Annotated in this window: 19 protein-coding genes; 4 read left to right on the forward strand and 15 right to left on the reverse strand. The window is 69.3% G+C overall.

What is annotated here, in order from left to right; all coding sequences use genetic code 11:
- The first annotated feature begins 9 nt into the window (after positions 1-9).
- The 3 genes from I8E28_RS19350 to I8E28_RS19360 are packed head-to-tail and all read left to right on the forward strand — an operon-like array spanning position 10 to position 3722.
- Positions 10-1641, forward strand: coding sequence for a peptide chain release factor 3 (locus I8E28_RS19350; RefSeq protein WP_200789857.1), 1632 nt, complete (start codon positions 10-12; stop codon positions 1639-1641).
- Positions 1642-1689: 48 nt separating this feature from the next.
- Positions 1690-2931 carry a S41 family peptidase gene (locus I8E28_RS19355; RefSeq protein ID WP_200789858.1) on the forward strand — a complete coding sequence of 414 codons (1242 nt, stop codon included), beginning with the start codon at positions 1690-1692 and terminating at the stop codon, positions 2929-2931.
- A 2-nt stretch (positions 2932-2933) separates the two neighbouring features.
- Positions 2934-3722, forward strand: coding sequence for an HAD-IIB family hydrolase (locus I8E28_RS19360; RefSeq protein ID WP_200790457.1), 789 nt, complete (start codon positions 2934-2936; stop codon positions 3720-3722).
- A 2-nt stretch (positions 3723-3724) separates the two neighbouring features.
- Here I8E28_RS19360 and I8E28_RS19365 read toward each other — a convergent pair whose 3' ends face one another.
- From I8E28_RS19365 to I8E28_RS21025, 6 genes are all read right to left on the reverse strand, one after another.
- Complete coding sequence (locus I8E28_RS19365) at positions 3725-4558, reverse strand: phosphate/phosphite/phosphonate ABC transporter substrate-binding protein (protein WP_200789859.1); 834 nt, start codon at positions 4556-4558, stop codon at positions 3725-3727.
- 124 nt (positions 4559-4682) lie between these two features.
- The gene (locus I8E28_RS19370) at positions 4683-5444 is read right to left on the reverse strand and encodes a gamma-glutamyl-gamma-aminobutyrate hydrolase family protein (RefSeq protein ID WP_200789860.1); all 762 of its coding nucleotides are present in this window, start codon (positions 5442-5444) and stop codon (positions 4683-4685) included.
- Positions 5445-5632: 188 nt separating this feature from the next.
- On the reverse strand, positions 5633-6610 hold the full coding sequence (locus I8E28_RS19375; RefSeq protein WP_200789861.1) for a tripartite tricarboxylate transporter substrate binding protein: 978 nt from the start codon (positions 6608-6610) through the stop codon (positions 5633-5635).
- Positions 6611-6696: 86 nt separating this feature from the next.
- Positions 6697-9189: a glycoside hydrolase family 5 protein gene (locus I8E28_RS19380; protein WP_200789862.1), complete on the reverse strand. Its 2493-nt coding sequence runs from the start codon at positions 9187-9189 to the stop codon at positions 6697-6699.
- Between the two features lie 264 nt (positions 9190-9453).
- Positions 9454-15372, reverse strand: coding sequence for an excinuclease ABC subunit UvrA (gene uvrA / locus I8E28_RS19385; protein WP_200789863.1), 5919 nt, complete (start codon positions 15370-15372; stop codon positions 9454-9456).
- 270 nt (positions 15373-15642) lie between these two features.
- Positions 15643-16269 (reverse strand): helix-turn-helix transcriptional regulator, encoded by a 627-nt coding sequence (locus I8E28_RS21025; protein ID WP_420850227.1) that lies wholly within the window; start codon positions 16267-16269, stop codon positions 15643-15645.
- Between the two features lie 122 nt (positions 16270-16391).
- Here I8E28_RS21025 and I8E28_RS19395 point away from each other — a divergent pair, with 122 nt between their 5' ends.
- Positions 16392-17447 (forward strand): class I SAM-dependent methyltransferase, encoded by a 1056-nt coding sequence (locus tag I8E28_RS19395; protein ID WP_200789864.1) that lies wholly within the window; start codon positions 16392-16394, stop codon positions 17445-17447.
- Between the two features lie 270 nt (positions 17448-17717).
- Here the strand turns inward: I8E28_RS19395 and I8E28_RS19400 are convergent, their stop codons facing one another.
- From I8E28_RS19400 to I8E28_RS19440, 9 genes are all read right to left on the reverse strand, one after another.
- Positions 17718-19412, reverse strand: a complete 1695-nt coding sequence (locus I8E28_RS19400; protein ID WP_200789865.1) for an MFS transporter — start codon at positions 19410-19412, stop codon at positions 17718-17720.
- 171 nt (positions 19413-19583) lie between these two features.
- Positions 19584-20216 (reverse strand): 2-hydroxychromene-2-carboxylate isomerase, encoded by a 633-nt coding sequence (locus tag I8E28_RS19405; RefSeq protein WP_200789866.1) that lies wholly within the window; start codon positions 20214-20216, stop codon positions 19584-19586.
- A complete protein-coding gene (locus I8E28_RS19410; RefSeq protein WP_200789867.1) occupies positions 20213-20497 on the reverse strand; it encodes a DUF1289 domain-containing protein in 285 nt (94 codons plus the stop codon). Before I8E28_RS19410 ends, I8E28_RS19405 begins: the two co-directional genes overlap by 4 nt.
- On the reverse strand, positions 20494-20997 hold the full coding sequence (locus I8E28_RS19415) for a YbaK/EbsC family protein (protein ID WP_200789868.1): 504 nt from the start codon (positions 20995-20997) through the stop codon (positions 20494-20496). The genes I8E28_RS19410 and I8E28_RS19415 overlap by 4 nt, the downstream gene beginning before the upstream one ends.
- 82 nt (positions 20998-21079) lie before the next feature.
- Positions 21080-21988 (reverse strand): hydroxymethylglutaryl-CoA lyase, encoded by a 909-nt coding sequence (locus I8E28_RS19420; RefSeq protein WP_200789869.1) that lies wholly within the window; start codon positions 21986-21988, stop codon positions 21080-21082.
- 40 nt (positions 21989-22028) lie between these two features.
- Positions 22029-22949 carry a 2-hydroxyacid dehydrogenase gene (locus I8E28_RS19425; RefSeq protein ID WP_200789870.1) on the reverse strand — a complete coding sequence of 307 codons (921 nt, stop codon included), beginning with the start codon at positions 22947-22949 and terminating at the stop codon, positions 22029-22031.
- 117 nt (positions 22950-23066) lie between these two features.
- Entirely contained in the window at positions 23067-25121 is a 2055-nt protein-coding gene (locus tag I8E28_RS19430) for an acetyl/propionyl/methylcrotonyl-CoA carboxylase subunit alpha (protein ID WP_200789871.1), read from the reverse strand.
- Between the two features lie 3 nt (positions 25122-25124).
- The gene (locus I8E28_RS19435; protein ID WP_200789872.1) at positions 25125-25760 is read right to left on the reverse strand and encodes a DUF4126 domain-containing protein; all 636 of its coding nucleotides are present in this window, start codon (positions 25758-25760) and stop codon (positions 25125-25127) included.
- Positions 25761-25810: 50 nt separating this feature from the next.
- Positions 25811-26593: an enoyl-CoA hydratase/isomerase family protein gene (locus I8E28_RS19440; RefSeq protein ID WP_200789873.1), complete on the reverse strand. Its 783-nt coding sequence runs from the start codon at positions 26591-26593 to the stop codon at positions 25811-25813.
- Positions 26594-26597 lie beyond the last annotated feature (4 nt).

Raw genomic sequence — 26597 nt, forward strand, 5'->3', positions numbered from 1 at the left:
CCCCTCCCCGTGTCCGCCTCGCCCTACGCCGCCGAAACCCGGCGCCGCCGCACCTTCGCCATCATTTCCCACCCCGACGCGGGCAAGACCACGCTGACGGAAAAGCTGCTGCTGTTCTCCGGCGCGATCCAGATCGCGGGCGCGGTGAAGGGCCGCAAGGCGTCGCGCCACGCGACCTCGGACTGGATGGAAATCGAGAAGCAGCGCGGCATCTCGGTCGCCTCGTCGGTGATGCAGATGGTCTACCGCGACCACGTCATCAACCTGCTCGACACGCCCGGCCACAAGGACTTCTCGGAAGACACCTACCGCGTGCTGACCGCGGTCGACTCGGCACTGATGGTGATCGACGCGGCCAATGGCGTCGAAGCACAGACGCGGCGGCTGATCGAGGTCTGCCGCCAGCGCAACACGCCCATCATCACCTTCGTCAACAAGATGGACCGCGAGGTGCGCGAGCCGCTGGACATCCTCGACGAGGTGGAACGCGAGCTGGGCATGGCCTGCGTGCCGATGACCTGGCCCGTGGGCAAGGGCAAGAGCTTCGGCGGCATCATGAACCTGCGCACGCGGGCGATGACCGTGTTCGAGTCCGGCAGCGAACGCCGCCCGCAGGACTTCGAGACCATCCCGCTGTCCGATGCCGGCACGCTGCGCGCACGCTTCGAGGCCGAGTACGACGCCGCGGCCGAGAGCATGGAGCTGGCCACCGGCGCATCGCCGGAATGGGACCACCAGGCCTTCCTCGACGCCAGGCAGACGCCGGTGTTCTTCGGCTCCGGCGTCAACAACTTCGGCGTGATGGAAGTGCTGGACGCGCTGGTCGACCTGGCCCCTCCGCCGCAGCCGCGCAAGAGCTCGCTGGTGGTCAACCGGCAGCCGGTCGAGAAGACCGTCGCGCCGGACGAGCCCAACTTCGCCGGCGTGGTGTTCAAGGTGCAGGCCAACATGGACGCCAACCACCGCGACCGCATCGCGTTCGTGCGCATGGCGTCGGGCAAGTACACGCCGGGCATGAAGCTCAAGGTGCAGCGCACCGCCAAGGAACTGCGGCCGACGTCGGTCGTCACCTTCCTGTCGCAGCGCCGCGAGGCGGTCGACGAGGCCTACGCGGGCGACATCATCGGCTTCACCACGCACGGCGGCGTGCAGCTGGGCGACACCATCACCGATGGCGCCAACCTGCAGTTCACCGGCCTGCCGTTCTTCGCGCCCGAGCTGTTCATGACGGTGCTGCTGAAGAACCCGCTGCGCACCAAGCAGCTGCAGCAGGGCCTGGCCCAGCTGGGCGAGGAAGGCGCGATCCAGGTGTTCCGGCCGCAGGTGGGTGGCGCGATGCTGCTCGGCGCGGTCGGGCAGCTGCAGTTCGAGGTCGTGCAGCACCGCCTGAAGACCGAGTACGACGCCGACATCCGGCTGGAAGGCTGCCAGTACACCGGCGCGCGCTGGATCACCGCCGACACGCCGCAGGAACTGCGCGCGTTCACCGACGCCTATCCGCAACGGATGGCGCTCGACGCGGCGGACGCCTTGGCATTTCTTTGCACTTCGCCGTACGACGTGCGGCTGGCACAGGAACGATTCCCCAAGATCCACTTCCACCTGTTGCGCGAGCACGCCGGGCTCTCGTTACAAAGCTGAGTTCGCAGGCAGCCCAACCATAATCGGCGCTCCACCGTGGAGCTTGCCGTGCGATTCGCCGTCCCGCTGCGCCGCCTCGTGCGCGCCGCCGCCCTCACCCTTCCCGTCGTCTTGTCCGCCTGTGGCGGAGGCGGCGGTGGCGGCACCGACGCGCCTGCCCCCACGCCCGCCACGGCGACCGTCGCAACGGCCACCCACCTGCCCGCGGCCTCGACGTTGGCGAACGTCTGCACCGATGACGGCCAGAAGCAGTGGGTGCGCAGCTACCTGGACGAGAACTATCTCTGGTACGCCCAGGTGCAGGACGTGCCCGCCGGCAACTACGGCTCGCCCACGGCGTACTTCAGCGCCCTGCTGGTGAAGTCGCCCGACGCGAGCGGCCAGGCCACCGACCGCTTCAGCACGTCCATGTCCGTGTCCGCCGCCGACGCGATGCAGGGCGTCAGCTCGGCGAGTGCCGACCCCGCCGCCGCGGCGAGCAATCCGGTGCCGATCACGAAGACAGTCACCACCGCCAGCGGCCGCCGCGTCGGCTACGTGCTGTTCAACCAGCACAGCCAGGGCGCGCAGGACGCGCTGATCGGCGCGTTCACGCAGCTGCGCACCGCCGCGGTGAAGGACCTCGTGCTGGACCTGCGCTACAACCCCGGCGGCTTCATCTACGTCGCCCAGGCGGCGGCGTCGATGGTGGCGGGACCTTCCATCGATGGCCTGGTGTTCGAATCCGCCACCTACAACGACAAGCGCAGCGGCGACAGCGCCGGCGGCACCTTCTTCTTCTCGACCAAGGTGCAGAGGGCCGAGACCAAGTACCCAGTCGGCACGGCACTGCCGCAGCTGGACCTGCCGCGCGTGTACGTGCTCGCGTCCAGCTACACCTGCTCGGCCAGCGAATCGATCGTCAACGCGCTGCGCGGGATCGGCATCGAGGTGATCCTGGTGGGCCAACGCACGTGCGGCAAGCCGTACGGCTTCACCCGCAAGGACAATTGCGGCCAGGCTTACTTCCCGATCGAGTTCCGCATGGCCAATGCCCAGGGCTCCAGCGACTACACGAACGGCTTCCCGGTCCAGTGCCAGGTGCAGGAAGACCCGCTGTCCGCGCTCGGCTCCAGCAACGAGCCGCTGCTCGCCACGGCACTGAAGCACATCGAGACCGGCGCCTGCCCCGCGCCCAGCGGCATCCAGGTCGCGCGGCAGACCATGGAGACGCTGTTCGACCGCCCGGGCGCGCCCTCGCTCGCCTCGCCCATGTACCAGCCCGGTTTCGACGGCCGGCAGCAGCCGTGACGTTGGCCCCGCTCACCGACTGGCCCGCGCCGCGGCGCCGCGCGATCACGGGCGTCTTCACCGACATCGACGACACGCTGACGACCGAAGGCGCCATCACGCCCGACGCGCTGCAGGCGCTGCAACGCCTGCGCGACGCCGGCCTGCACGTCGTGCCGATCACCGGCCGCCCCGTCGGCTGGAGCGAGCCGTTCGCGTCCTCCTGGCCGGTCGATGCCATCGTCGCGGAGAACGGCGCAGTGGCGCTGACCCGCGCGGCCGGCGGCGGCTTGCTCAAGATCTACCAGCAGGACGCCGCGACGCGCGACGCCAACTTCGCGCGCATGCAGGACGTGCTGGCGCGCATCGAGCGCGAGGTGCCAGGCGCCCGCCGCGCCGAGGACAGCGCCGGCCGCGAAACCGACATCGCCATCGACCACAGCGAGTTCACGCACCTGCCGCAGGACGCGATCGATCGCGTCTGCGCGCTGATGCGCGAAGCCGGCATGACCGCGACCGTCAGCTCGATCCACGTCAACGGCTGGTTCGGCGCGCACAACAAGCTGGAAGGCGCGCGCTGGATCGTGCGCGAGCTGCACGGCGAAGACATCGAGGACCACCTGGACCGCTGGGTGTACGTCGGCGACTCCACCAACGACGTGCTGATGTTCGAGCACTTCCCGCACAGCGTGGGCGTGGCGAACATCGCGCGGTTCCTGCCGCAGCTGGCGCACCCGCCCCGCTACGTCACCCGCGCCGAGCGTGGCGCGGGCTTCGCGGAAGTGGCGGACGCGCTGCTGGCGGCGCGCTGAGCTCAGGGCGCCGGCTTCTTCTCCAGCCAGGCGAGCAGGCCACCCAGGCGCTTCTCGCCGTCGACCGCGAAGCCGGCGATGCCGATGGACTGCAGCACCTCGGGGCCGGCGGGCAGCGTGCCGATCGCTTCCAGCTGCTTTTGCACCGCCTCGATCTGCCTGGGGGCCACCGACTTGGAGGCGATCAGCGGGAAGTACGGCTGCGGGACGCTCCGGTGCAGCACGGTGTGGCCGGCCTTCTGCCAGCTCTTCGCCAGGCCCGAATAGGACGCGATGGCGCCGACGTCGGCGAAGCCGCCTTCCAGGTACTGGCCCACCGTGGCCTGCTCGCGCACGTACGACACCGTCTCGCTGTCCAGGTTGATGCCCTGGTCGCGCAGCTCGGCGCGGCAGAACTTGGCCATGTAGGCGACCTTTTCCGGCACCACCCAGCGCTTGCCGCGCGCGTCCGCCAGCGTCTTGAGGGGCGAGGTCTTCGGCACGACGATCAGGCATTGGCCGTCGGGGTTCGCATGGGCGACGTACCGGTAGCCGTAATTGCGCAGGCCGCGGGCCGGATAGTCGCTGGGCCGCGCCATCACGAAGTCGAAGCGGCCGGCCTTCATGCCTTCCTCGAGCGGCGCGAATTCGCGCACGAACACCACCAGGACGCGGTGCTTGGCCGCGTCGCCGATCACGCGCGCCAGCCCGCCGTACTTGGCGATCACCTGCGCGTGGTCCGTGCCCCCGGACGTCCCTTCGCTCACCGCGAGCACCCAGTCCCGGCCCTGCGCGGATGCCGACGGTGCGATGGCGAACGCCAGTGCACCCAGGAACGCCGCAACGAATCGCTTCATGTTCTCCCCCTCGCGGTTGTGATGTTTGCCCGATTGTTGTCGAGCTTCGCCGGGCGAATGAGGAACTAATTCGCACCCACGCAAACGGCAGCGTTACAAGACGCAACTGCGACCACGCCGCGCCTCACGTCGAGCGACGCCGGCAATGCTCGCGGCAGGCCTGCGCGAAAGCTTCCAGCGTGCGCGCGTAGAAAGGATGCTGCGAGTGGCGCCACTCCGGATGCCACTGCACGCCGAACGCGAACGAGGGCGCATGCAGCACGCGCACGCCTTCGACCAGGCCATCCGGTGCATGTGCCTCCGCGACCAGGCCCTCGCCCAGGCGCTTGATGCCCTGGCCGTGCAGCGAGTTCACGACGGCCTTGGTGCCGCCAGCCCACTGCGCGAATGCACTGCCGGGGGACAGCAGCACTTCATGCCGTTCGGCGAACTGCACTTCGAGGTCCTCGCTCTGCGGCTCGCGGTGGTCGAGCATGCCCTGCTCGCCGTGCACGCGCTGGTACAGCGTGCCGCCGAGCGCGACGTTCATCTCCTGCAGGCCACGGCAGACGCCGAACAGCGGCGTGCCGGCCTCGATGGCCGCGCGCACGAGCGCCATCGTCAGCGCGTCACGGCGCGGGTCGAGCAGGTCGGTGTCGAGCGCGGTGGCGCCGAAGCGGGTCGGCTCGACGTTGGACGGCGAGCCGGTGAGCAGCACGCCGTCCACCAGCGGCAGCAGGTCTGGCACGTCGCGCGAGCCGGCCATGGGAAACAGCACCGGCTGCATCCCGAGCTCGCACACCGCCGCAGCGTACCGGTCCGCCAGCACCGTGTAGCCGCCCGGATCCGACAGGTCCAGGTGGCGGTGGCAGGCAGGCAGCCACACGAGCGGCTTGTGCGGGTGCATGAACCCATTCTGGGTCGTGCCGTCGCGTCACGGGACGGCAACGCGGCCGATCCGATGTCGGAGAAAGCGGACTCCCAAGCGCAGAGTTCGCAGAGCAAGCGCAGAGATCGCAGAAGGATAAAAGTCAATTGCTTCTACGTTCTCTTTCTCTGCGCTTGCCCTGTGTCCTCTGCGTCAGGGAGTTGTCTTCAGTTCGCCTTTGCCAACCCGAGCTTCTCGACCAGCGCCTTCTCGGTCGCGAACGTCTCCTGCGCGAACTTGGTGTACTGGGCCGAGTTCATGTAGATCGGCACCATGTCGTAGCGCGCCAGCGCCTGCACGTAGCTGGGATCGTCCATCGCCTTCTTGAACGCGTCGTGCAGCTTGGCCACGATCTCGGGCGGCGTGCCGCGCGGGGCGCCGATGCCGAACGGCGAGTTCTGCACGACGTTGATGCCCAGCTCCTTGAGCGTCGGCACCTCGGGGAATTTCTCCAGCCGCTTCTCGCCCCAGGTGTTGAGCACGCGCACTTTGCCGGCGGCCACCAGCGGGGCGAAGCCCGTCGAGTCGGCCATGGCCATGATGTGGCCGCCCATGATCGCCTGCGACAGGTCGGCGCTGCCCTTGTACGGGATGTGGTTCAGCTTGATGCCCAGCTGCTGCGCGATCAGTTCGGTCGTCAGGTGCGGGCTGGTCAGCGTGCCGGTCGAGCCGTAGCTCAGCTGGCCCGGGTTCGCCTTCGCGTAAGTGACGAAGTCGTTCCAGGTCCTGAACGGGCTGTCGGCGGGCACGGCGATGCCGAAGGCGTAGCCCGTGACGTTGATGACGTAGCTGATGTCCTTGACCGGGTCCCAGTTGATCTTGGTCGTGTACGGCAGGCGGAACACGCCCAGCGGGATCTGCGCCAGCGTGTAGCCGTCGGCGGGCGAGGTCTGCAGTTGCTGGGCCGGCAGCGTGCCGGCGGCGCCGGGCTTGTTCTCGATCACCACCGGCTGGCCGAGGATCTTGCCGGCGTTGTCCGCCAGCTGGCGCATCGTGATGTCGGTCGGCCCGCCGGCCGGGAATGCGATCTGCAGCTTGATGGGTTTGTTCGGGAAGTTGGCCGCGGCGCCCTGCGCGAACGCGGGCAGCGCGACGCCGGCGAGGGCGGCGGCGGTGGCGAGGTGGACGAGGTGTCGGCGTTGCAAGCGAATCTCCTGTTGTGTGCCTGGCAGCGCGGAATTGGACCCGCGCGCCCCCGCACCACCAACCGGGGAAACACCGCTGGTGTCGCCTACGCGCCAGCGAGGCTGGCGAGGTAGCTTTCGAGCACCGCCAGCTCGGCCGCGCTCGGCGACCCCGCGCCCGTGATCGCGCCGTGCACGTGGCCACGGAACGTCGCGTCGGCGCCGCGGTGCGGGTCGCCCCAACCGATCAGCAGGTCGCCGAAACCATCGGCCGCGAAACCGCGGCTGCCCGCCGCGACCTGCGCGCCTGCCACGCGCAACGCTTGCCGTCCCGCGCCACCGGACAACGTGAGCACGGTGGGCGTGCCGGCGACGAGGGCCGGCCCGGCGAGCACGAGCGACGCGCCGCTGCTGTCGGCCCAGCGCGCCTGCGCCTGCCCGTTCGCCACCGCGAGTTCCGCATGCTGCGGCTCTCCGCGCACGCCCGCCTGGAACACGGTGCCACCTGCGCCGCCGACCGGCAGCGTGACGCACGCGAGCGCGAAGTGCGTGTCCTGCAAGCCGTAGCGCAGCCGCTGGCTCGTGTTCGGGTACGTGCCGCCGGGCACGAGCTTGTGGCACCACAGCCCCGTCGCGCCGTCGGCGGTCAGGTCGAGCGCGACGCGCGGCGAGCGCCGCATCACGCCGGGCCGTAGCGGTCCCATGCCTGCGGCGTCCTGGTTCATCCAGTTCAGCATGTCCAGCGGATCGCCGGCCGACGACCCCCAGCCCGCATCGGCCACCGCACGCACCGGCTCGCCCTCCGCGCTCGGATGGCCGAGCAGGAAGTCGATGTGCGCATCGGCCATCGACCACAGCGATGCCTGGTAGCGCGCAAGGATCGCGCGCGCCGCCTGGCCAAGGTTGGTCGACGAATGCGCCACCGGGTCGGCGATCGCGTACACGGTGCGCGCAGGCGGCACCTGGCGCGACGCGGTGTAGCGCAGCGTCGCGACGCTGCCCGGGTCCGGGGTGAACGTGTAGCTGTCCTGCCCGTTGGGACCGGCGGGGATCACGAGCTGCTGCTTGCTGAAGGTGCCGCCCGCATCCGATGCGACGGTGAGCGTCACCGGCGCGGCGAGGTTGCCGCGCGCCCATACCGTGATGGTCACCGGCGCGCCGCCCTCGGACCAGCCGCCGCCATCGTCGAACAGCGTCGCGGCATCGACGCCGGCCACCGCCTTCATCTCGCCGCCCACCACCGGCTCGACCGCTTGCCCTTGGTGCCAGTTCGGCACGTGGTTGATGCCGTGGCTGCGCATGGCCCAGTGGTCGCCCCCGGCCCAGCTCTGGAACTCCCAGCCGTTGTCCCACATGTGGCGCGCCATGCGGCGGAACGCCTCGATCCAGCGCGGGTCGTCGAACGGCATGCCCGTCTCGTTGACCGAGATCCGCACGCCGTTCGCATGCGCCCAGTCAGTCGCGATGCGCACACGGTCGGTGCCGGTGTCCACCGTCTGCGGCCCGACGCCGAAACCGGCGGTGAAGTTCTTCGCCTGTTCCAGTTCCCAGTTGAAGCCGTTGCCGTTGTTGAAGGCGTCGACGTAGCTGTGCACCTCGTAGACGAGGTTGTCGACGCCCGCGAGCGGCCATTCGGGGTTGAACTGGTTGATGTTCATCGCCCCGCCCCAGCGGTTGCCCATGAGGTAGATGGTGTGCGTGGGGTCGGTCGCGCGGATGGCGGCAATGGCGGCGCGCGCGAACACGGGCCAGATCGACAGGTCGTCCAGCAGTCCGGTGTCGTCGGTCGGCGTGGTGCCGCCCGCCACCGGCATGTCGTGCGGCTCGTTCATGATGCAGTAGCCACCCAGTCCCGGATGGCCGCGCCAGCGCTGCGCGGCGCGCTGCCAGAAGTCCGCGAACGCCGCCGGCCGCAGCGTCGCGCCGGGCGCGGTCGCGAAGATGCGCGTGACGACCTGCGAGGGATCCGTGGTGTATGCCTGCGTCGCGGGGTCCGCAGACCGGGCAAGCCCGGCCACCGACCCGTCGGGGCGGAAGGCGAAGTCGCGGTAGCGGCAGTAGTTGTGCAGGTCCAGGATGCAGGTCGCGCCCACTTGCGCATGCGCATCGAGCACGCCGTCGATGAAGCGCGCATACGTTTCGTTGAACGCACCCGGCTCGCCGATCAACGCACGAGCCTGCGCGTTGGCGACGGTGTCCACCAGCATCGGCTGGAGCAGCTCCCACATCACCGGCAGCCGGTTGCGGCCGAGGCCTTGCGATGCCAGCCAGCGCACGGTCGCCGCGCGCGGCACGGTGAAGTCGAGGTTGTGCCGCAGTTCCGCGAGCCGCACGGCGCCGCCCCACTCCATGCCGGCGAGGTTGGTGCCGATGCGCGTCACCAGTTGGGGCGCGGCAGGTGCGGGTGCTCCTGTCGGTGTCGGCGCCGGGGCGCCGGCCACCGGCGCTGGCGCCGGCACGGGCGGCCCGCTCGCGAGCGGCTCGGCCGGCGCGGGCGCGGCCCCGCCACCTCCCCCTCCGCCGCCACCGCAGGCCGCAAGGCTGAACAACGTGACGACGGCCGACCCCACGGCGCCCTTGTGGAACTCTCGCCTGCGCATGCGCGCCTCCTGGAACTGGTCAACGGCCAGTGTCGGAATGCCCCGCCACCGCGGGTGTCATCGCATGGAACAGCGGTAACCAGTGCGCCCGTGCAACATGGCCCGAAGGAGCCCCGTAGAAGAAGGCGGACATCCGAACGCAGAGGCCGCAGAAGGAAGACAGAGACGCAGAAAAGTCATCAAGATTGTTCTTGATTCTTCTGCTTCTGCGACCTCTGCGCTCTTCTGCGTCCTCTGCGTTCGGCTGTTGAAGTCACAGCGCCGCTAGGCGCGTTCCAGCACAGGCTGCAACGCCAACCCGGTGTGGGTCCGCAGTCGCACCACCTCCTCGGGCGGCGCGCTGGCGACGACGCGGCCGCCCGCGTTGCCGCCTTCGGGGCCGAGGTCGATGATCCAGTCGGCTTCGGCGATCACGTCCAGGTCGTGCTCGATCACCACCACGCTGTGGCCGCCATCGACCAGCCGGTGCAGCACGCGGATCAGCTTTTCGACGTCCGCCATGTGCAGGCCCACCGTCGGTTCGTCCAGCACGTACAGGGTGTGCGGCGGCTTCTGGCCGCGCCGCGTGACGTCGTCGCGCACCTTGGACAGCTCGGTCACCAGCTTGATCCGTTGCGCCTCGCCGCCCGAGAGCGTCGGCGACGGCTGGCCCAGCGTGAGGTAGCCCAGCCCGACGTCCTTGAGCAGTTGCAGCGGATGGCCCACGTTCGGCATCGAGGCGAAGAACTCCACCGCCTCGTCGACTTCCATCTGCAGCACGTCGCCGATGCTCTTGCCGCGCCACGTCACCGCGAGCGTCTCCGGATTGAAGCGCGCGCCGTGGCACGACTCGCACGGCACCTTCACGTCCGGCAGGAAGCTCATGGCGATGGTGCGCATGCCCTGCCCTTCGCAGGTCGGGCAGCGGCCCTCGCCGGTGTTGAACGAGAAGCGCGCCGGGCCGTAGCCACGCGCCTTCGCTTCCAGCGTGTCCGCGAACAGCTTGCGGATGGTGTCCCAGAAGCCGATATAGGTGGCCGGGCACGAGCGCGGCGTCTTGCCGATCGGCGTCTGGTCCACTTCGAGCACGCGGTCGACCGACTGGTAGCCGTCGACCGAGGTGCAACCGCTCCACGCCGGCCGCCTGCCGCGGTCGTCCGCTTCGCGGCCCGCCTTGGTGCTGCGTTGCTGCACGGCGGCCTGCACGTTGTGCAGGAGCACGTCGCGCGCCAGCGTCGACTTGCCGGAGCCGGAGACGCCGGTGACCACCACCAGCCGCTGCAGCGGCACGTCGACGTCGACGCGCTGCAGGTTGTGCAGGTCGGCGCCGCGGAGGTGGAGGAAGCGAGCGCCTCCACCACCACCCTCACCCCCACCCTCTCCCGCCAGCGGGAGAGGGAGTTTCTTGGACTTGCTCCCTCTCCCCTCCGGGGAGAGGGCCGGGGTGAGGGGCGCGCCGTTGCCGCTGCCGTTGCCGCTGCCATTCACCGCCCGCCTCGGCTTCACCGGATGCTTCATCGCATGCAGCAGGTACCTGCCCGTCAGCGACTCCTCGCTCGCGGTCACGTCCTCCGCGGTTCCTTGCGCGATCACGCGTCCACCGCGCTTGCCCGCGCTCGGGCCGATGTCGATGATGTGGTCGGCACGGCGGATGGTGTCCTCGTCGTGCTCCACCACCACCAGCGTGTTGCCCTTGCCGCCCAGCTTGTGCAGGGCGTCGAGCAGGATCTGGTTGTCGCGCGCGTGCAGGCCGATCGTCGGCTCATCCAGCACGTAGCAGACCCCCTGCAGGTTCGACCCCAGTTGCGCAGCCAGGCGGATGCGCTGCGCTTCGCCGCCCGACAGGGTCGGCGCGCCGCGGTCCAGCGTCAGGTAGCCCAGCCCGACTTCCTCCAGGAACTCGAGGCGGCTGCGGATCTCGGGGATCAGGTCGCGCGCGATGCCTTGCTCGCGGTCGGTGAGCCCGCCCTGCGCCTGCAGCGTCTCGATCCAGCGCCGCACGTCGGTGACCGACAGCGCGGCGATCTCTGCGATGCCGATGCCTGCGAACGTCACCGCGCGCGCCTGCGCGTTCAGGCGCGTGCCTTCGCACACCGGGCACACCTCGTCGGTGAGGTCCTCGACTTCCGGTTCGGCGAAGGTCTGCTCGCGGCCCTTGGCGTCGTCGGCCTGCACCGTGTCGTCGAATGCCTTGCGCTGGTCGCGCGTGAGCTTCACGCCCGTGCCCACGCACTCGGGGCACCAGCCGTGCTTGCTGTTGTACGAGAACAGGCGCGGGTCGAGTTCCGCGTAGCTGGTGCTGCACACCGGGCAGGCGCGGCGCACCGAAAACACTTCGATCGAGCCGATGTGCGAATGCTTGCCGCTGGCGAACACGTCGCGCAGGCCGTCCAGGGGTGCCAGCAGGTGCAGCACGCCCTTGCCGTGCTCCAGCGCTTCGTCCAGCTTGCGGCGCAGCAGGTCCTCGTTGGCCGGCGTGACGTCGAGGTCGCACACCGGCAGCTCGATCGTGTGTTCCTTGAAGCGGTCGATGCGCGGGAAGCCCTGCGTCGGCAGGAAGTCGCCGTCCACGCGCAGGTGCGAGTAGCCGCGCGGGCGCGCCCACTCGGCCAGCTCGGTGTACACGCCCTTGCGGTTCACCACCAGCGGCGCGAGCAGGCCGACGTGGTGGCCGCGGTAGCGCTTCATGATCTGCGCCGCGATGCTGTCGGCCGTCTGCGGCCGCACCTCGGCGCCGTCCTTCACGCAGTGCTGCACGCCCAGCTTCACGTACAGCAGGCGCAGGAAGTGCCACACCTCGGTCGTCGTGCCGACGGTGGACTTGCGCCCGCCGCGCGACAGCCGCTGCTCGATCGCCACCGTCGGCGGGATGCCGTACACCGCGTCGACCTCCGGCCGGCCCGCCGGTTGCACGATGCTGCGCGCGTACGCGTTCAGCGATTCGAGATACCGCCGCTGCCCTTCGTTGAACAGGATGTCGAACGCCAGCGTCGACTTGCCCGACCCCGACACCCCGGTGATCACGCTGAACTTGTTGTGCGGGATGGAGACGGACAGGTTCTTGAGATTGTGTTCATGTGCATTCACGATCTCGATCGCCTGGACCCGCTGCTTCGCTCCCTCCCCCGCTCGCGGGAGAGGGTTGGAGTGAGGGCTCTTCTCCGCCACCATCCCGATCGCCAGGTCATAGTCCCGCAGCGCCTTCGCCGTGTGTGACGCCGGATGCTTCTTCACTTCCTCAGGCGGACCTTCCGCGATCAGCAGGCCGCCGCCGTCGCCGCCTTCCGGCCCCAGGTCGACCAGCCAGTCGGCCGCGCGGATCACGTCGAGGTTGTGTTCGATGACGACCAGCGAGTGCCCGGCTTCCAGCAGCTTGCGCAGCGCGCGCATCAGCTTGGCGATGTCGTCGAAGTGCAGGCCGGTGGTCGGCTCGTCGAACAGGAACAGCGTGCCCTTGGTCGCCAGCCGTTGCCGCGAGGCGCTGGCCGATTTGGCCGCTTCGGCGAGGAACCCCGCGAGCTTGAGCCGTTGCGATTCACCGCCCGACAGCGTCGGCACCGGCTGCCCCAGCTTCACGTACTCGAGGCCGACGTCGACGATCGGCTGCAGCGCGCGGATCACGTCGCGGTCGCCCGCGAACAGCTGTGCCGCTTCGCTGACGGTGAGTTCCAGCACGTCGGCGACGTTGAGCGTGCGCGGCTTCACGCTGCCGATCGCCTGCCGCTCGATGGTCACTTCGAGGATCTCGGGCCGGTAGCGCTTGCCGTCGCAATCGGGGCAGCGCAGGTAGACGTCCGACAGGAACTGCATCTCGACGTGCTCGAAGCCGGAGCCGCCGCAGGTGGGGCAGCGGCCGTCACCGCTGTTGAAGCTGAACTTCGCGGCCGTGTAGCCACGCTGCCGCGCGAGCGGGCTGGTGGCGAAGATCTCGCGGATCGTGTCCCATGCCCCGACATAGCTGACGGGATTGGAGCGCGCCGTCTTGCCGATCGGCGACTGGTCCACGAACACGACGTCGCCCAGGTGGTCGGCGCCGAGCAGGCGTTCGTGGTGGCCCGGCGCCTCGGTGGCGCGGCCGAAGTGGCGCAGCAGCGCCGGCGCCAGGATGTCCTGCACCAGCGTCGACTTGCCCGAGCCCGAGACGCCGGTGACGCACACCAGCCGCTGCAGCGGAAACTCCACCGACAGGTTCTTCAGGTTGTGCTCGCAGGCGCCTTCGAGGACCAGCCGCGGCGTCGCATCGACCACCGCCCGCTTGAAGCCCATGCCCACGTGCTTGCGGCCGCCGAGGTACGCACCGGTCAGCGTGTCCGCGCTGCGCAGCGCGTCGATGCCGCCGTCGAACACGATGTGGCCGCCCTTCTCGCCCGGCGCCGGCCCCATGTCGATCACGCGATCGGCCGCGAGCATCACCGCGGGGTCGTGCTCCACCACCACCAGCGTGTTGCCGGCGTCGCGCAGCCGCTGCATCGCCTGCGTGATGCGGTGGATGTCGCGCGGGTGCAAGCCGATGCTGGGTTCGTCGAGCACGAACAGCGTGTTCACCAGCGAGGTGCCGAGCGCGGTCGTGAGGTTGATGCGCTGCACCTCGCCACCCGAGAGCGTGCGGCTCTGGCGGTCCAGCGTGAGGTAGCCGATGCCGACGTCGACCAGGTACTTCAGGCGGGTGGTGATTTCCTCGAAGAGGAGCTTGAGGGCCTGGTGTTCGCCCGAGAGGCCCTCACTCCCGCCCTCTCCCGCACGCGGGAGAGGGAGTCCCTCTTCGCTCCCTCTCCCGCTGGCGGGAGAGGCTTGGGGTGAGGGTGGTGACAGCCGTGCGAAGAACGCGCGCAGCTTCGCGATGGGCATCAGCATCAAGTCATGCAGCGACAACCCCGGCAACGCCTCCAGCTGCTCGCGCGACCAGTCCACGCCCACCGGCATGAAGCGCTTCGACGGCTCCAGCACCGCGTCGGCATCGTCCTTCGACCCCAGCCGCCACAGCATGCTGTCCAGCTTCAGCCGCGCGCCGCCGCAGGTCTCGCACGGCGTGTAGCTGCGGTACTTGGACAAGAGCACGCGGATGTGCATCTTGTAGGCCTTGCTCTCCAGGTAGCCGAAGAAGCGCTTGATGCCGTACCACTGCTTCGACCAGTTGCCTTCGCGGTAATTGGGCGTGCCATGGATCACCCAGTGCTTCTGCTCCGCGGTGAGCTTGGACCACGGCGTGTCGCGCGGGATGCCCGCCGCCTCGGCGTGGCGCATCAGGTCGTCCTGGTTCTCCTGCCACGCCGGCGTCTGGAAGATCTTCACCGCGCCCGCGCGCAGCGTGAGCTTGTCGTTGGGGATCACCAGCCCGTAGTCGACGCCGATCACGCGGCCGAAGCCGCGGCACACCTCGCACGCGCCGACCGGCGAGTTGAACGAGAACATCGACGGGATCGGGTCGGCGTAGCGGATGTCGCTGTCCGGGCAGTGCAGGCCGGTGGAGAACTTCCAGACTTCGCTGGTGTCATCGTCCACCTGCGCGTAGACGGCCATCCTCCCCGTCCCCCGCTTCAGCGCCATCTCGATCGCCTCGATCGCGCGCACCTTCTCCACGCCCTGGATGCGAAAGCGATCGGCGACGACGTCGAGCACCTTGCGCGGCCCCGTCGGCGTGGCGACCTCGCGCTCCGCCTGCACGCGCGTGAAGCCGCTGGCGGACAGCCACTGCTCGATTTCTTCCGGCGTCGTGCCGCCCGGCAGTTCCACCGGGAACGTCACCACCAGGCGCGGATCGGTCTCCTTCGTGCGCGCGAGCAGGTCCGCATAGACCGTCTCCGGCGTGTCATGCCGCACGCGCTTGGCGGTCTTGCGGTCGAACACGTCGGCGGCGCGCGCGAACAGCAGCTTCAGGTGGTCGTTCAGCTCCGTCATCGTGCCGACCGTGGAGCGTGACGAGCGCACCGGATTGGTCTGGTCGATCGCGATCGCCGGCGGCACGCCTTCGACGCGGTCGACGGCCGGCTTGTCCATGCGGTCCAGGAACTGGCGCGCGTAGGCCGAGAACGTCTCGACGTAGCGCCGCTGCCCTTCCGCATACAGCGTGTCGAACACCAGGCTGGACTTGCCGGAGCCGCTGGGCCCGGTGACCACCGTCAGTTCGCCCGTGCGCAGGTCGAGGTCGAGGTTCTTGAGGTTGTGCTGCCTGGCGCCGCGGATGCGGATCAGTCCCTGGGTCATACGGTGCTTCTTGTGGGCGGTCGGGCGTGGAGGCGGGACATTCTAGGGATGCGGCCGGGCTGAGCCGGGTGGAGGGTCAAGCGTGCGGATTTGGCAGGCGCGTGCGGTGCGCCGGCTTCCGCCGGCTGGCACTTCTCAACACAGAGGACGCAGAGGAACGAGAGAGGACGCAGAGGACTCCTTGCTTTGTCGCTTCCTTGTCTTCTCCGTGTCCTCTCTCCTTCCTCCGTGGCCTCCGCGTTGAAACCAGCAGCGCGCCAGCGCTGCGCACTAAGGCAACCGCACCGCCAGGGCCCGCATGACGGCAGCCGTGCGCGTTTCGACGCCCAGCTTCACGTACACGTGCTCCAGATGCTTGTGCACGGTGCGCGGGCTGGTGCCCAGCAGCGCAGCGATCTCGGCGTCGGTCTTGCCGTGGGCGAGCCAGCGGACGACCTCGCGTTCGCGGGGCGTGAGCGCGTCCGGCCAAGCCCTGGGGCGCGCGGGCGCGATCGGGGCCGGCTCGGCGCGGCGGGCGGGGCGCGCGCGGCAGGCCACGCGGTACAGGAACGCGAGGTGCGGCTGCAGCAACCGCAGCCGCTCGCGGTCACGTTCGCCGAAGTCCTGCCCGCGGCGGTTCAGCACCAGGCTGGCCAGCGTGCGCCCGTCCGTCCACAACGGCAGGGTGATCGCGCGGCCAGGCTCCGCATTCGGCGACGCGTTTGCTGGCGAGCCGACGATGCTGCGGCGGCCGGTCGCCAGGTCGTCCACCGACAGCGTGCAGAACTCCGACGGGACGAAGTGCGCGACCGCGTTGGCGGCCGCGACGGCGAAGCGCTGCGGGCTGGACGTGGCCGCTTCCAGCCCCGCGAGCAATCGCAGGGCGGCGGCGTGGTCGTGGCGCGTGAGGTGGTTCATGGCACGTACGCAAGGCTGCGTATTGGGCCGTGGCCGCGCCAGCCGCAGCATGCCGCGGCTGGTGCATCCGCACCCAGTCTAGGCAACCACAGCCGCCCTTCAAGCGGGGCAAAGGAGCAGCCATGGCCATCGATTCGCAGAAGTTGGACGCCTTCATGGGCCAGTTCGTGCACGACATCGGCGCGGTGATGCACGCCGCGACGGTCGTGGTGGGCGACCAGTTGGGCCTGTACCGCCGACTCGCCGAAGGGCCGGCCACGGCCGAGCAACTGGCGCGCAAGACGGAGACCGACCCGCGCTACCTGCGCGAATGGCTCTCGGCCCAGGCGGCCAGCGGCTACGTGCAGCACGACCCGGCGACGGATGCGTTCTCGATGACCGAGGAGCAGGCGTTCGCGCTGGCGCAGGAAGGCAGCCCGGCATTCATCCCCGGCGCGTTCCAGATCGCCGTCGCGCAGTTCAAGGCGATCCCGAAGATCGCGTCGGTGTTGCGCACCGGGCTCGGCCTGGGCTGGCACGAGCACGACGCCGCGCTCTTCCATGGGACCGAGCGCTTCTTCCGGCCGGGCTACGCGGCGCACCTCGTCGAGGAATGGATCCCGGCGCTGGAAGGCATGGGCAAGCGGCTGCGCGACGGCGCGGAAGTCGCGGACGTCGGCTGCGGCCACGGCGCCTCGACGATGCTGCTGGCCGAGGCCTTCCCGGCGTCACGCTTCACCGGCTACGACTACCACGCGCCCTCCATCGAGGTGGCGCGCGAACGCGCGCAGCGCGCCGGCGTGGAGGACCGCGTGCGGTTCGAGGTGGCCACTGCCAAGGACTTCCCCGCCAGGCGCTATGACCTCGTCGCGATGTTCGACTGCCTGCATGACATGGGCGACCCGGTAGGCGCGGCGGCGCACGTGCGCGAGACGCTGAAGGACGACGGTGCCTGGATGGTGGTCGAGCCTTTCGCGGGCGACCGGCTGGAGGACAACCTCAACCCGGTCGGCCGGATCTTCTATTCAGCCTCGACCTTCATCTGCACGCCCGCATCGCGTTCACAGGAAGTCGGCGCCTGCCTCGGCGCGCAAGCCGGCGAGGCGCGCATGCGCGATGTCGCGACGAAAGGCGGCTTCCACCACTTCCGCCGCGCGGCGGAGACGCCTTTCAACCTGGTGTACGAAGCGCGGCCCTGAGTGCGCCGGCGTTGCCGGCTGTTGAACGCGGACTCCCTAACGCAGAGGGCGCAGAGCAAGCGCAGAGAACGCAGAAGGGAAAAGAAAAAAATCTTCAGGGGCTTCTTCTGCGACCTCTGCGCTTGCTCTGCGTCCTCTGCGTTCCAGCCATCCCAGCAGCGCGCGAGCGCTGCGCCGAGTCCTAGTGAGAAGCAGCCGATGCCGCTGAAGGCGTTCAACAAAAAAGCCCGCGGCGCGAGCCGCGGGCTTCCGGGTGACGACCCTCGCGGGTCAGTCGTGGGCGTAGATGTCGACGTCCTTGGTCTCGCGCACGAAGATCATGCCGATGACGAAGCACGCGGCCGCCACGATGACGGGGTACCAGAGGCCGTAGTAGATGTCGCCGGTGGCCGCCACCATGGCGAACCACAGCGTCGGCAGCATGCCGCCGAACCAGCCGTTGCCGATGTGGTACGGCAGGCTCATCGACGTGTAGCGGATGCGGGTCGGGAACATCTCCACCAGCATGGCCGCGATCGGGCCGTACACCATCGTCACCAGGATCACCAGGTAGACCAGGATGGCCAGCACCATCACGGTGTTCATCTTGCCCTTGTCCGCCGGCTGCGTCAGGCCGTTGGCCTTGGCCGCGTCGCCGACCTGCTTGCGGAAGTCGTCGATCGACTTCTTGGCCTCCGGCGCGAACGCGTTGCGCTTCTCGTTCAGGGCGCCGGTGGGCGCGCTGATCGTCTTGTCGCCGATCGTGATGGTGGCCGGGCTGCCGGCGGCGCCAGCCTTGTTCTCGTACGGGATGTACGACTGGGCCAGGGCGCGCTTGGCGATGTCGCAGGAGCTCAGGAAGTCGATCTCACGCGCGATCGGGCTGCCCTGGAACGAGCACTGCGCCGGGTCGGCGGTGACCGTCACGTGCGCCTTCTGCTGCGCGCCGTACAGGCCGGGGTTGGCGGCCTCGAGCAGCTTGGGGAACACGAAGAAGTAGGTCAGGGTGGCGAGCAGCAGGCCGGCCATGATGATCGGCTTGCGGCCGATCCTGTCGGACAGCGCGCCGAAGACGACGAAGAACGGCGTGCCGATCAGCAGCGACGCGGCGATCAGCAGGTTGGCCGTGGTCACGTCGACCTTGGCCATCGTCGTCATGAAGAACAGGGCCTGGAACTGGCCCGTGTACCAGACGACGGCCTGGCCGGCGGTCAGGCCCAGCAGGGCCAGGATCACGATCTTCAGGTTCTTCCACTGGCCGAAGGACTCGGACAGCGGCGCCTTGGACGTCTTGCCCTCGGCCTTCATCTTCTGGAACGCGGGCGACTCGTTCAGCGACAGCCGGATCCACACCGAGATCATCAGCAGCAGCAGCGAGACCAGGAACGGAATGCGCCAGCCCCACTCGGCGAAGTCCTTGGGCGTCATGCTTTCGCGCACGCCCAGGATCACCAGCAGCGACAGGAACAGGCCCAGCGTCGCCGTGGTCTGGATCCACGAAGTGTAGGCACCGCGCTTGCCGTGCGGCGCGTGCTCGGCGACATAGGTCGCGGCACCGCCGTACTCACCACCGAGGGCCAGGCCCTGCAGCAGCCGTAGCGCGATCAGGATGATCGGCGCGGCGACGCCGATGCTGGAGTAACCGGGCAGCAGGCCGACGATGAACGTCGACGCGCCCATGATCAGGATGGTGACCAGGAACGTGTACTTGCGGCCGATCATGTCGCCGAGGCGGCCGAACACGATCGCGCCGAAGGGGCGCACCAGGAAGCCGGCGGCGAATGCGAGCAGCGCGAAGATGTACGCCGACGTCGGGTCCAGGCCAGCGAAGAACTGGGTCGCGATGATCGCGGCCAGCGAGCCGTACAGGTAGAAGTCGTACCACTCGAACACCGTGCCGAGCGACGAGGCGAAGATGACTTTCTTCTCCTCGGCGGTCATCGGCCGCGAAACGGTGCCGGCGGTGGCGGTTGCCGTGGTTGCCATGCGGTTGTCTCCATTCGCGCCCGGACTCGGGCACGTGGCGGGCATTCTTGGAGTGGGGACTGACCGCGCGCTTGCGCCAAACCAACGCAGGCTTGCGCCAAACTGAACCGGCTCTGACGATTTCAGGTGAAACCCGCAGGCTCGCTTTCGCGATGCGGGAAATCGCAGGGCTCAACCGCGGGCGGGGCGCACCAAGGCTGACGTGGGCCGGGTGGCGGCGTCCCAGGTTGTTGCAAACCAGGCGTCGCCCAGCAGGTACGCGCGGAGCATCGACAACGCGTCGAAGCCCCAGAACAGCTTGTCGTCGACCGCGAAGGTCGGCACGCCGAACAGGCCGCGCGCGATCGCGTCGTTGGTCGCCTGCTTCAACGCGTTCTTCACGTCGTCGGATGCGGGATCGCGTCCGGGCGCGAGTTGTTGCTGCAAGGCCTGCACGCGCGCTGCATCGGCTGCGTCCGCGCCACCGCGCCACGCGTGGCGGAAGATCGTCTCGCACACGAAGCGGTTCGGCCCACACGCGATCGCCAGCCGCAGCAGCGCGAGTGGATTGAACGGGTGCGCGGACGGCATCTGCATCGGGATGCCGTGCTCGTGCGCCTGCCACAGCACCTGCCGGTAGGTCCACTCGCGCTTGCCGGGAATCTCCGCCGGCCCCAGCTGCCCGTGGTGCTTGAGCAGCCCCGCGAACAGGATCGGCTGGTACGTCACCGAATGGCTCACGCCCTCCAGCGCCGCCGGCAGTTTCTCGAACGCGAGGTACGCGTACGGGGAGATGAAGTCCAGGTAGAAGGTGATGTGCTTCATGGTTGTCCTCCCTCTCCCTCCGGGAGAGGGCTGGGGTGAGGGCGGCCCCCGGCGATCGCATCCGCACGCAGCTTCAACTGCTCCCACACCTCGCGCTTCTGCTCGTCGCTCGACGCGCCCCACCCCACCACTTCGTCGATCGTGCGCAGGCAGCCTTCGCAGAACCCGGACGCGAGGTCGATGCGGCACACGTCGTTGCACGGCGACGGCACGCGCTCGTCGGCCGCCAGTGCCTGCACCTTCGGCCACTCGCCTTGCACGTGGCGCGCGGCGTCGATCACGCCGGCGTCTCCTTCGTCACGTCCGCCACCGGCGCGCCGGTGAGCCGCTCCAGGTCCTGCGGCCGCAGCTTGAACACGCCGTGCGGGTGGCCCGCGGCCGCCCACACCTCGTCGAAGCGGAACAGGTCGCGGTCGATCAGCGTGACCGGCGGCTGCACGTGCCCCACCGGCGACACGCCGCCGATCGAGTAGCCGGTGCGCGCCTTCACGAACTCGGCATCCGCGCGGCCGGTCTTGCCGACCAGCGCGTCGACTTTCTTCTCGTCGACGCGGCGGTCGCCCGAGGCGATCACCAGCACCGCCGCGTCGTCGCTCTTGCGGCGGAAGATGATGCTCTTGGCGATCTGCCCCACCGCGATGCCCAATGCATCGGCGGCCTGTTGCGCCGTGCGCGCGGCGTCGTCGAGCAGCACGGGCGCGTGCGGATGGCCCGCGTCCTGCAGCACGCGGGCGACGCGTTGCACGCCTTCGGGGAGGGAGGTGAGTTCAGCGCCGCACATGGTCCGCATTGTCGTCCCCGCGGAGGCGGGGACCCATCGCTTCCAGGGAAGCGGTGGATTCCCGCCTTCGCGGGAATGACGACTAGCCTGCCCTCTTGTTCAGGATCGCGGTCGACGCCCGCGAGTTCGGCTTGCGCTGCAGGAAGTCGCTGATGTACTTGCCGGCGTCGACCAGCTTGTCGAGGTCGATGCCGGTCTGGATGCCCATGCCGTGCAGCATGTAGACGACGTCCTCGGTCGCGACGTTGCCGGTGGCACCCTTGGCGTACGGGCAGCCGCCCAGGCCGGCCGACGAGGTGTCGTATTGCCAGATGCCCATCTCCAGGCTGGCGAGCGTGTTGCCCAGCGCCTGGCCGTAGGTGTCGTGGAAGTGGCCCGAGATCGCGTCGATGTCGTAGTGCTTCAGCGCCGCTTCCATCGCGGCCTGCACCTTGCGCGGCGTGCCGACGCCGATGGTGTCGGCGACGCCGATGTGCTGTACGCCGATGTCCTTCATCAGCCGAGCGACGTGGCCCACGCGCTCGGGCGCGACCTCGCCTTCGTACGGGCAGCCGACCGCGCACGAGATCGCGCCACGCACCGTGATGCCGTGCTTGCGGGCCGCCTCGACCACCGGGCGGAAGCGCTCGATGCTCTCGTCGATCGAGCAGTTGATGTTCTTCTGGCTGAACGCCTCGCTGGCGGCGCCGAACACGACGATCTCGTCCGGCTTGCTGGGCAGCGCGGCCTCGAAGCCCTTCATGTTGGGCGTCAGCACCGAGTAGCGCACGCCCGGCTTGCGCTGGATGCCCGCCATCACCTCGACGGCGTCGGCCATCTGCGGCACCCACTTGGGCGACACGAAGCTGGTGACCTCGATCTCGGTGAGGCCGGCGTCCTGCAGGCGGTGCACCAGGCCGATCTTCACTTCGGCGGGCACGGCGCCCTTCTCGTTCTGCAGGCCGTCGCGCGGGCCGACGTCGACGAGCTTGACCTTCGATGGCAATTGCATGGCTGTCTTCCTGGGGGTGAGGGCTGCCTCGTGAGGGCTTTCAGTATCCGCGCTTCAGATCGACCACGCCGGCGACGGGTTCTCCACGCTCCAGCGCGCGGATCTTGCCGGCGATCTGCTCGATGCTCGCGTCGCGGTCGGTGCGCGCCGACGTGTGCGGCGTCAGCACGATCTTCGGATGCGTCCAGAACGGATGGTCGGCCGGCGGCGGCTCTTGCCGCAACACGTCGATCGACGCCCCGGCGAGATGCCCTTCGTCCAGCAGCGCCAGCAGGTCGGCTTCGACGAGGTGCCCGCCGCGCGCGACGTTGATGAGGTAGCCGCCGCGCTGCAAACGCCCGAGCGTGGCGCGGTCGAGGATGCCTTCGGTCTGCGGCGTCAGCGGCAACAGGCACACCAGGATGCGCGTCGCGGCGAGGAAATCCTGGAAGCCCTGCTCGCCCGAATGGCAGCGCACGCCCTCGACCTCGCGCGGCGTGCGGGACCAGCCGACCACCGGGAAGTCGAACTGGCGCAGCGCCTGGGCCACGCGCGTGCCCAGCACGCCGAGCCCCATCACGCCGACCGGGAAGTCTTCTCGCCGGCGTGGCTTGCGGAACGCCCACTGCCCTTGGCGCACCGCGGCTTCGTACGCATCGAACTCGCGGAAGTGCCGGATGGCCGCATGGCACACGTACTCGGCCATCTGCACCGACATGCCGGCGTCGTCGAGGCGCACGAGCTTCGCGCCCGGCGGCAACTGCAGCTTCAGCAGTGCATCGACGCCGGCGCCGGTGTTGAAGATCGCCTTGAGCTGCCGCTGCTCGTCGAACAGCTGCTGCGGCGGCGCCCACACCACGACGTAATCCGCCGGTGGCGCACCTGGCGCCCATTCGCTGACCTCGGCATCGGGCAACGCGGTCTTCAGGCCGTCGACCCAGGGAGCGGCCTTGGTGGCGGGGGCGTAGTAGTAGATGCGCATGCAGCTAGTTTGTCATTGCGGCACTCCGTCATTCCCGCGCAGGCGGGAATCCACCGCTTCCCCTCAGCATCCGCGAAAGCGAAAGCGATGGGTCCTCGCCTTCGCGGGGACGACGGGTCAGTTCAGTTTCAGCAGCTCCGCCCCCTCCGCCACCTGGTCCCCCGGTGCGTAGAGCACCTCGCTCACGGTCCCATCCGCCGGCGCCGCGATCGTGTGCTCCATCTTCATCGCTTCCATCACCGCCAGCGCCTGGCCCTTCTTCACGGCGTCGCCCGCCTTCACGGCGAATGACACCACCTTGCCGGGCATCGGCGCCGTCAGGCGGCCGCCTTCGCTCTCGCCCTCTCCCGCGTGCGCGAGCAGGTCGATGGCGACGATGCGCGTGGCGCCACGCGGGGTGAAGACGTGGTCCGTCTCGCCCAGCGTGTCGACGTGCGCGACGGTCCGCTCGCCCGCGAACTGCACCTCGAGCGCTTCACCGCGTTGCGCGATCACCAGCGGGCCGCTCGTGCCGCCCACCGACAGTTGCAACGCGCCGTCGTGCAGGTACGTGAGCGTTGCCTCGTGCCGTTCGCCTCCGAACTCGAATGCGAAGGCCCGTGTGGCGACGCCGTACGGCCGCCAGCCGTCGCGTCGGCTGAAGGGGTCGGCGCCTTGGAGCCCACGTTCGTCCGCCAGCGCTTTGGCCACCGCAGCCGCCGCCGCCAGCTTCAGGCCCACGGGTTCCTGGTGGAACAGCACGGCAGCCTCCCGCTGGATCAGCGCGGTGTCCAGGTCTGCCTGCGCGAACGAGCGGCTGCGCACCACCTGGCGCAGGAACTGCACGTTGGTGGCAAGCCCCACGATGTGCGTGCGCGCGAGCGCATCGTCCAGCCGCGCCAGCGCCTGCTCGCGCGTCGCGCCGTGCACGATCAGCTTGGCGACCATCGAGTCATAGAACGGCGAGATCGCATCGCCTTGCCGCACGCCCGCATCGATGCGCACCGGCGCCGGATCGTGGAACGGCTCGCCGTCGGCGTTGCGGCGGAAGGTGACGTGCTCCGGCCAGCGCAGCATCTCGAGGCGCCCGGTCGCGGGCAGGAAGTTGTTGTCCGGGTTCTCGGCGCAGATGCGCGCTTCGATCGCGTGGCCGCGGATCTCCAGCTGGTCCTGCGTCTTCGGCAGCTTCTCGCCCGCCGCGACACGCAGCTGCCACTCGACCAGGTCGAGGCCGGTGATCGCTTCCGTGACCGGATGCTCGACCTGCAGGCGCGTGTTCATCTCCATGAAGAAGAAGTCCATCTGGACAGGCGATGGCCCCCCGCCTTCGCGGGGGCTGCGCTCCGCTTGCCTTTGCTCGACGATGAACTCCACCGTCCCCGCGCCGACGTAGTTCACCGCCTTCGCGGCGGCGACCGCCGCCTCGCCCATGCGCTTGCGCATCCCGGGCGGCATGCCCGGCGCCGGCGCTTCCTCCAGCACTTTCTGGTGGCGGCGCTGCACCGAGCAGTCGCGCTCGAACAGCCACACGCACTGGCCGTGCGTGTCGCCGAACACCTGGATCTCGATGTGGCGCGGCCGCTGTACGTACTTCTCGATCAGCACGGCGTCGTCGCCGAAGCTGTTCTTCGCCTCGCGCTTGCACGAGGCCAGCGCGGCGTCGAAGTCTTCGGCCTTGTCCACCGCGCGCATGCCCTTGCCGCCGCCGCCCGCGCTGGCCTTGATCAGCACCGGGTAGCCGATGCGGTCGGCTTCCTTCTTCAGCAGTTGCGGGTCCTGGTCGGTGCCGTGGTAGCCCGGCACCAGCGGCACGCCCGCTTGCTGCATCAGGCGCTTCGACTCGGCCTTCAGGCCCATCGCCTGGATCGCCGACGCCGGCGGGCCGATGAAGACCAGCCCCGCGTCCGCGCAGGCCTGGGCGAACTCCTCGTTCTCCGACAGGAAACCGTAGCCCGGGTGGATCGCCTCGGCGCCCGTGTCCTTGGCCGCCTGCAGGATGCGGTCCCAGCGCAGGTAACTGTCCTTGGGCGCGCTGCCGCCGATGTGCACGGCTTCGTCGCACGCGGCGACGTGCTGCGCATCGGCGTCGGCATCGGAATACACGGCCACGGTGCGGACCGCCATGCGGCGGGCGGTCGCGGCCACCCGGCAGGCGATCTCGCCACGGTTCGCAATCAGGATCTTCTTGAACATTCGCTAGAGCTCCCGGGGCATCGGGTGCCCCGCCAGGAAAGACCGGATCCCGCGCACCACGGTGCGCAGGAACTTGAACAGCACGATGAGCAGCACGATCGCGAGCACGACGCTCACGACGAGCACGATGGTGAAGACGGCAGGGTGCGTCGCCGACAGCCAGACCATGAAGACGACCAGCCCGTCCTCGAACAGCGACATCGACCAGTTGCTGAACGGCTCGGGCGAGGTGTTGAGCGCCGCGCGCGTCGTCATCTTGGTCGCGTGGCTCGTGGCCGCCAGGCTGCCGCCCAGCAGCGCGCCGACCCAGGCCATGGCGCTACCGTCCGCGCCCATCGCCGCAGCGGCCAGGCCCGCGCCGGCCGGGATGCGGATGAACGTGTGCACCGCGTCCCACATCGTGTCGACGTAGGGAATCTTGTCGGCGAAGAACTCGACGAACAGCATGAAGCCGCTGGCCGCGAGCACCGCGGGGTGCTGCAGGATGTGCAGGCCCGGCGGCAGGTCGATCCAGCCGAGCCAGCCTGCGCCGCCCGCGAGGAACACCGCCGCGTAGAGGCGAAAGCCGCTGGCCCAGCCGAGCGCGGCCGCCAGGGCGAGCACGTGCTGCGGATCCATGAGGGCGGGGATGTTGGTCATGCCCATGTCCCGTCAGTCCCGCGAAGGCGCGAATCCATCGCTTCCGGTGATCACGGCAGCAACCAGTTCGGCTTGCGCTTGTCCAGGAACGACCGGATGCCCTCGCGGCCCTCGTCGCTGGCGCGGATGTCGGCGATGCCTTCCACCGTGCGCTGCACCAGCGACGGCGTGATGTCGCGGCCGCCGACGTCGTGCACGAGCTGCTTGCAGGCCTTGACCGCCTCCGGCCCGGCATTCACCAGGGCCTGCGCGATCTCCGTCACCTTCGCGTCCAGCTGCGCGGCCGGCACTACCTCGTGCACGAAGCCGATGCGGTGGGCCTCGGCCGCTGCGAAGCGCTCCGCGGTGAGCATCCATCGGTGTGCCGCGCGCGCGCCCATGGCGCGGATGACGTACGGGCTGATGGTCGCCGGGATCAGGCCGAGCCGCGTCTCGCTGAGGCAGTAGGTCGCCGTGTCGACCGACACCGCGATGTCGCACGCGGCGACCAGGCCCGTGCCGCCGGCGTAGACGTCGCCCTGCACCTTCGCGATGGTCGGCTTGGGGCACGTGAAGATCACTTCCAGCATGCGCGCGAGGCCGGTCGCGTCGGCGACGTTCTCCTCGCGCGTGTAGCCGGCCATGCGCTTCATCCAGTTCAGGTCGGCGCCCGCGCAGAACGCGGGGCCGTTGGCGGCCAGCACGACGCAGCGCACTTCGGCCCGCTTGCCGATCTCGAGGAACACCGCCGTCAGTTCGGCGATGACTTCGTCGTTGAACGCATTGCGCACGTCGGGGCGATTGAGCGTGACGGTCTCGATGCCACGGTCGAAGTGCAGTTGCAGGTGCTTCATGAAA

It is taken from the genome of Ramlibacter algicola, assembly GCF_016641735.1.
GTDB lineage: Bacteria > Pseudomonadota > Gammaproteobacteria > Burkholderiales > Burkholderiaceae_C > Ramlibacter > Ramlibacter algicola.

Excerpts from the sequence above, each read along its gene's own strand:
- I8E28_RS19415 (WP_200789868.1), bottom strand. The coding sequence starts at position 20,997 with ATGTGCGGCGCTGAACTCACCTCCCTCCCCGAAGGCGTGCAACGCGTC.
- I8E28_RS19400 (WP_200789865.1), bottom strand. The coding sequence starts at position 19,412 with ATGGCAACCACGGCAACCGCCACCGCCGGCACCGTTTCGCGGCCGATG.
- I8E28_RS19370 (WP_200789860.1), bottom strand. The coding sequence starts at position 5,444 with ATGCACCCGCACAAGCCGCTCGTGTGGCTGCCTGCCTGCCACCGCCAC.
- I8E28_RS19425 (WP_200789870.1), bottom strand. The coding sequence starts at position 22,949 with ATGCGCATCTACTACTACGCCCCCGCCACCAAGGCCGCTCCCTGGGTC.
- I8E28_RS19440 (WP_200789873.1), bottom strand. The coding sequence starts at position 26,593 with ATGAAGCACCTGCAACTGCACTTCGACCGTGGCATCGAGACCGTCACG.
- I8E28_RS19405 (WP_200789866.1), bottom strand. The coding sequence starts at position 20,216 with ATGAAGCACATCACCTTCTACCTGGACTTCATCTCCCCGTACGCGTAC.
- I8E28_RS21025 (WP_420850227.1), bottom strand. The coding sequence starts at position 16,269 with ATGAACCACCTCACGCGCCACGACCACGCCGCCGCCCTGCGATTGCTC.
- I8E28_RS19380 (WP_200789862.1), bottom strand. The coding sequence starts at position 9,189 with ATGCGCAGGCGAGAGTTCCACAAGGGCGCCGTGGGGTCGGCCGTCGTC.
- I8E28_RS19430 (WP_200789871.1), bottom strand. The coding sequence starts at position 25,121 with ATGTTCAAGAAGATCCTGATTGCGAACCGTGGCGAGATCGCCTGCCGG.
- I8E28_RS19420 (WP_200789869.1), bottom strand. The coding sequence starts at position 21,988 with ATGCAATTGCCATCGAAGGTCAAGCTCGTCGACGTCGGCCCGCGCGAC.
- I8E28_RS19365 (WP_200789859.1), bottom strand. The coding sequence starts at position 4,558 with ATGAAGCGATTCGTTGCGGCGTTCCTGGGTGCACTGGCGTTCGCCATC.
- I8E28_RS19395 (WP_200789864.1), top strand. The coding sequence starts at position 16,392 with ATGGCCATCGATTCGCAGAAGTTGGACGCCTTCATGGGCCAGTTCGTG.
- uvrA (WP_200789863.1), bottom strand. The coding sequence starts at position 15,372 with ATGACCCAGGGACTGATCCGCATCCGCGGCGCCAGGCAGCACAACCTC.
- I8E28_RS19435 (WP_200789872.1), bottom strand. The coding sequence starts at position 25,760 with ATGACCAACATCCCCGCCCTCATGGATCCGCAGCACGTGCTCGCCCTG.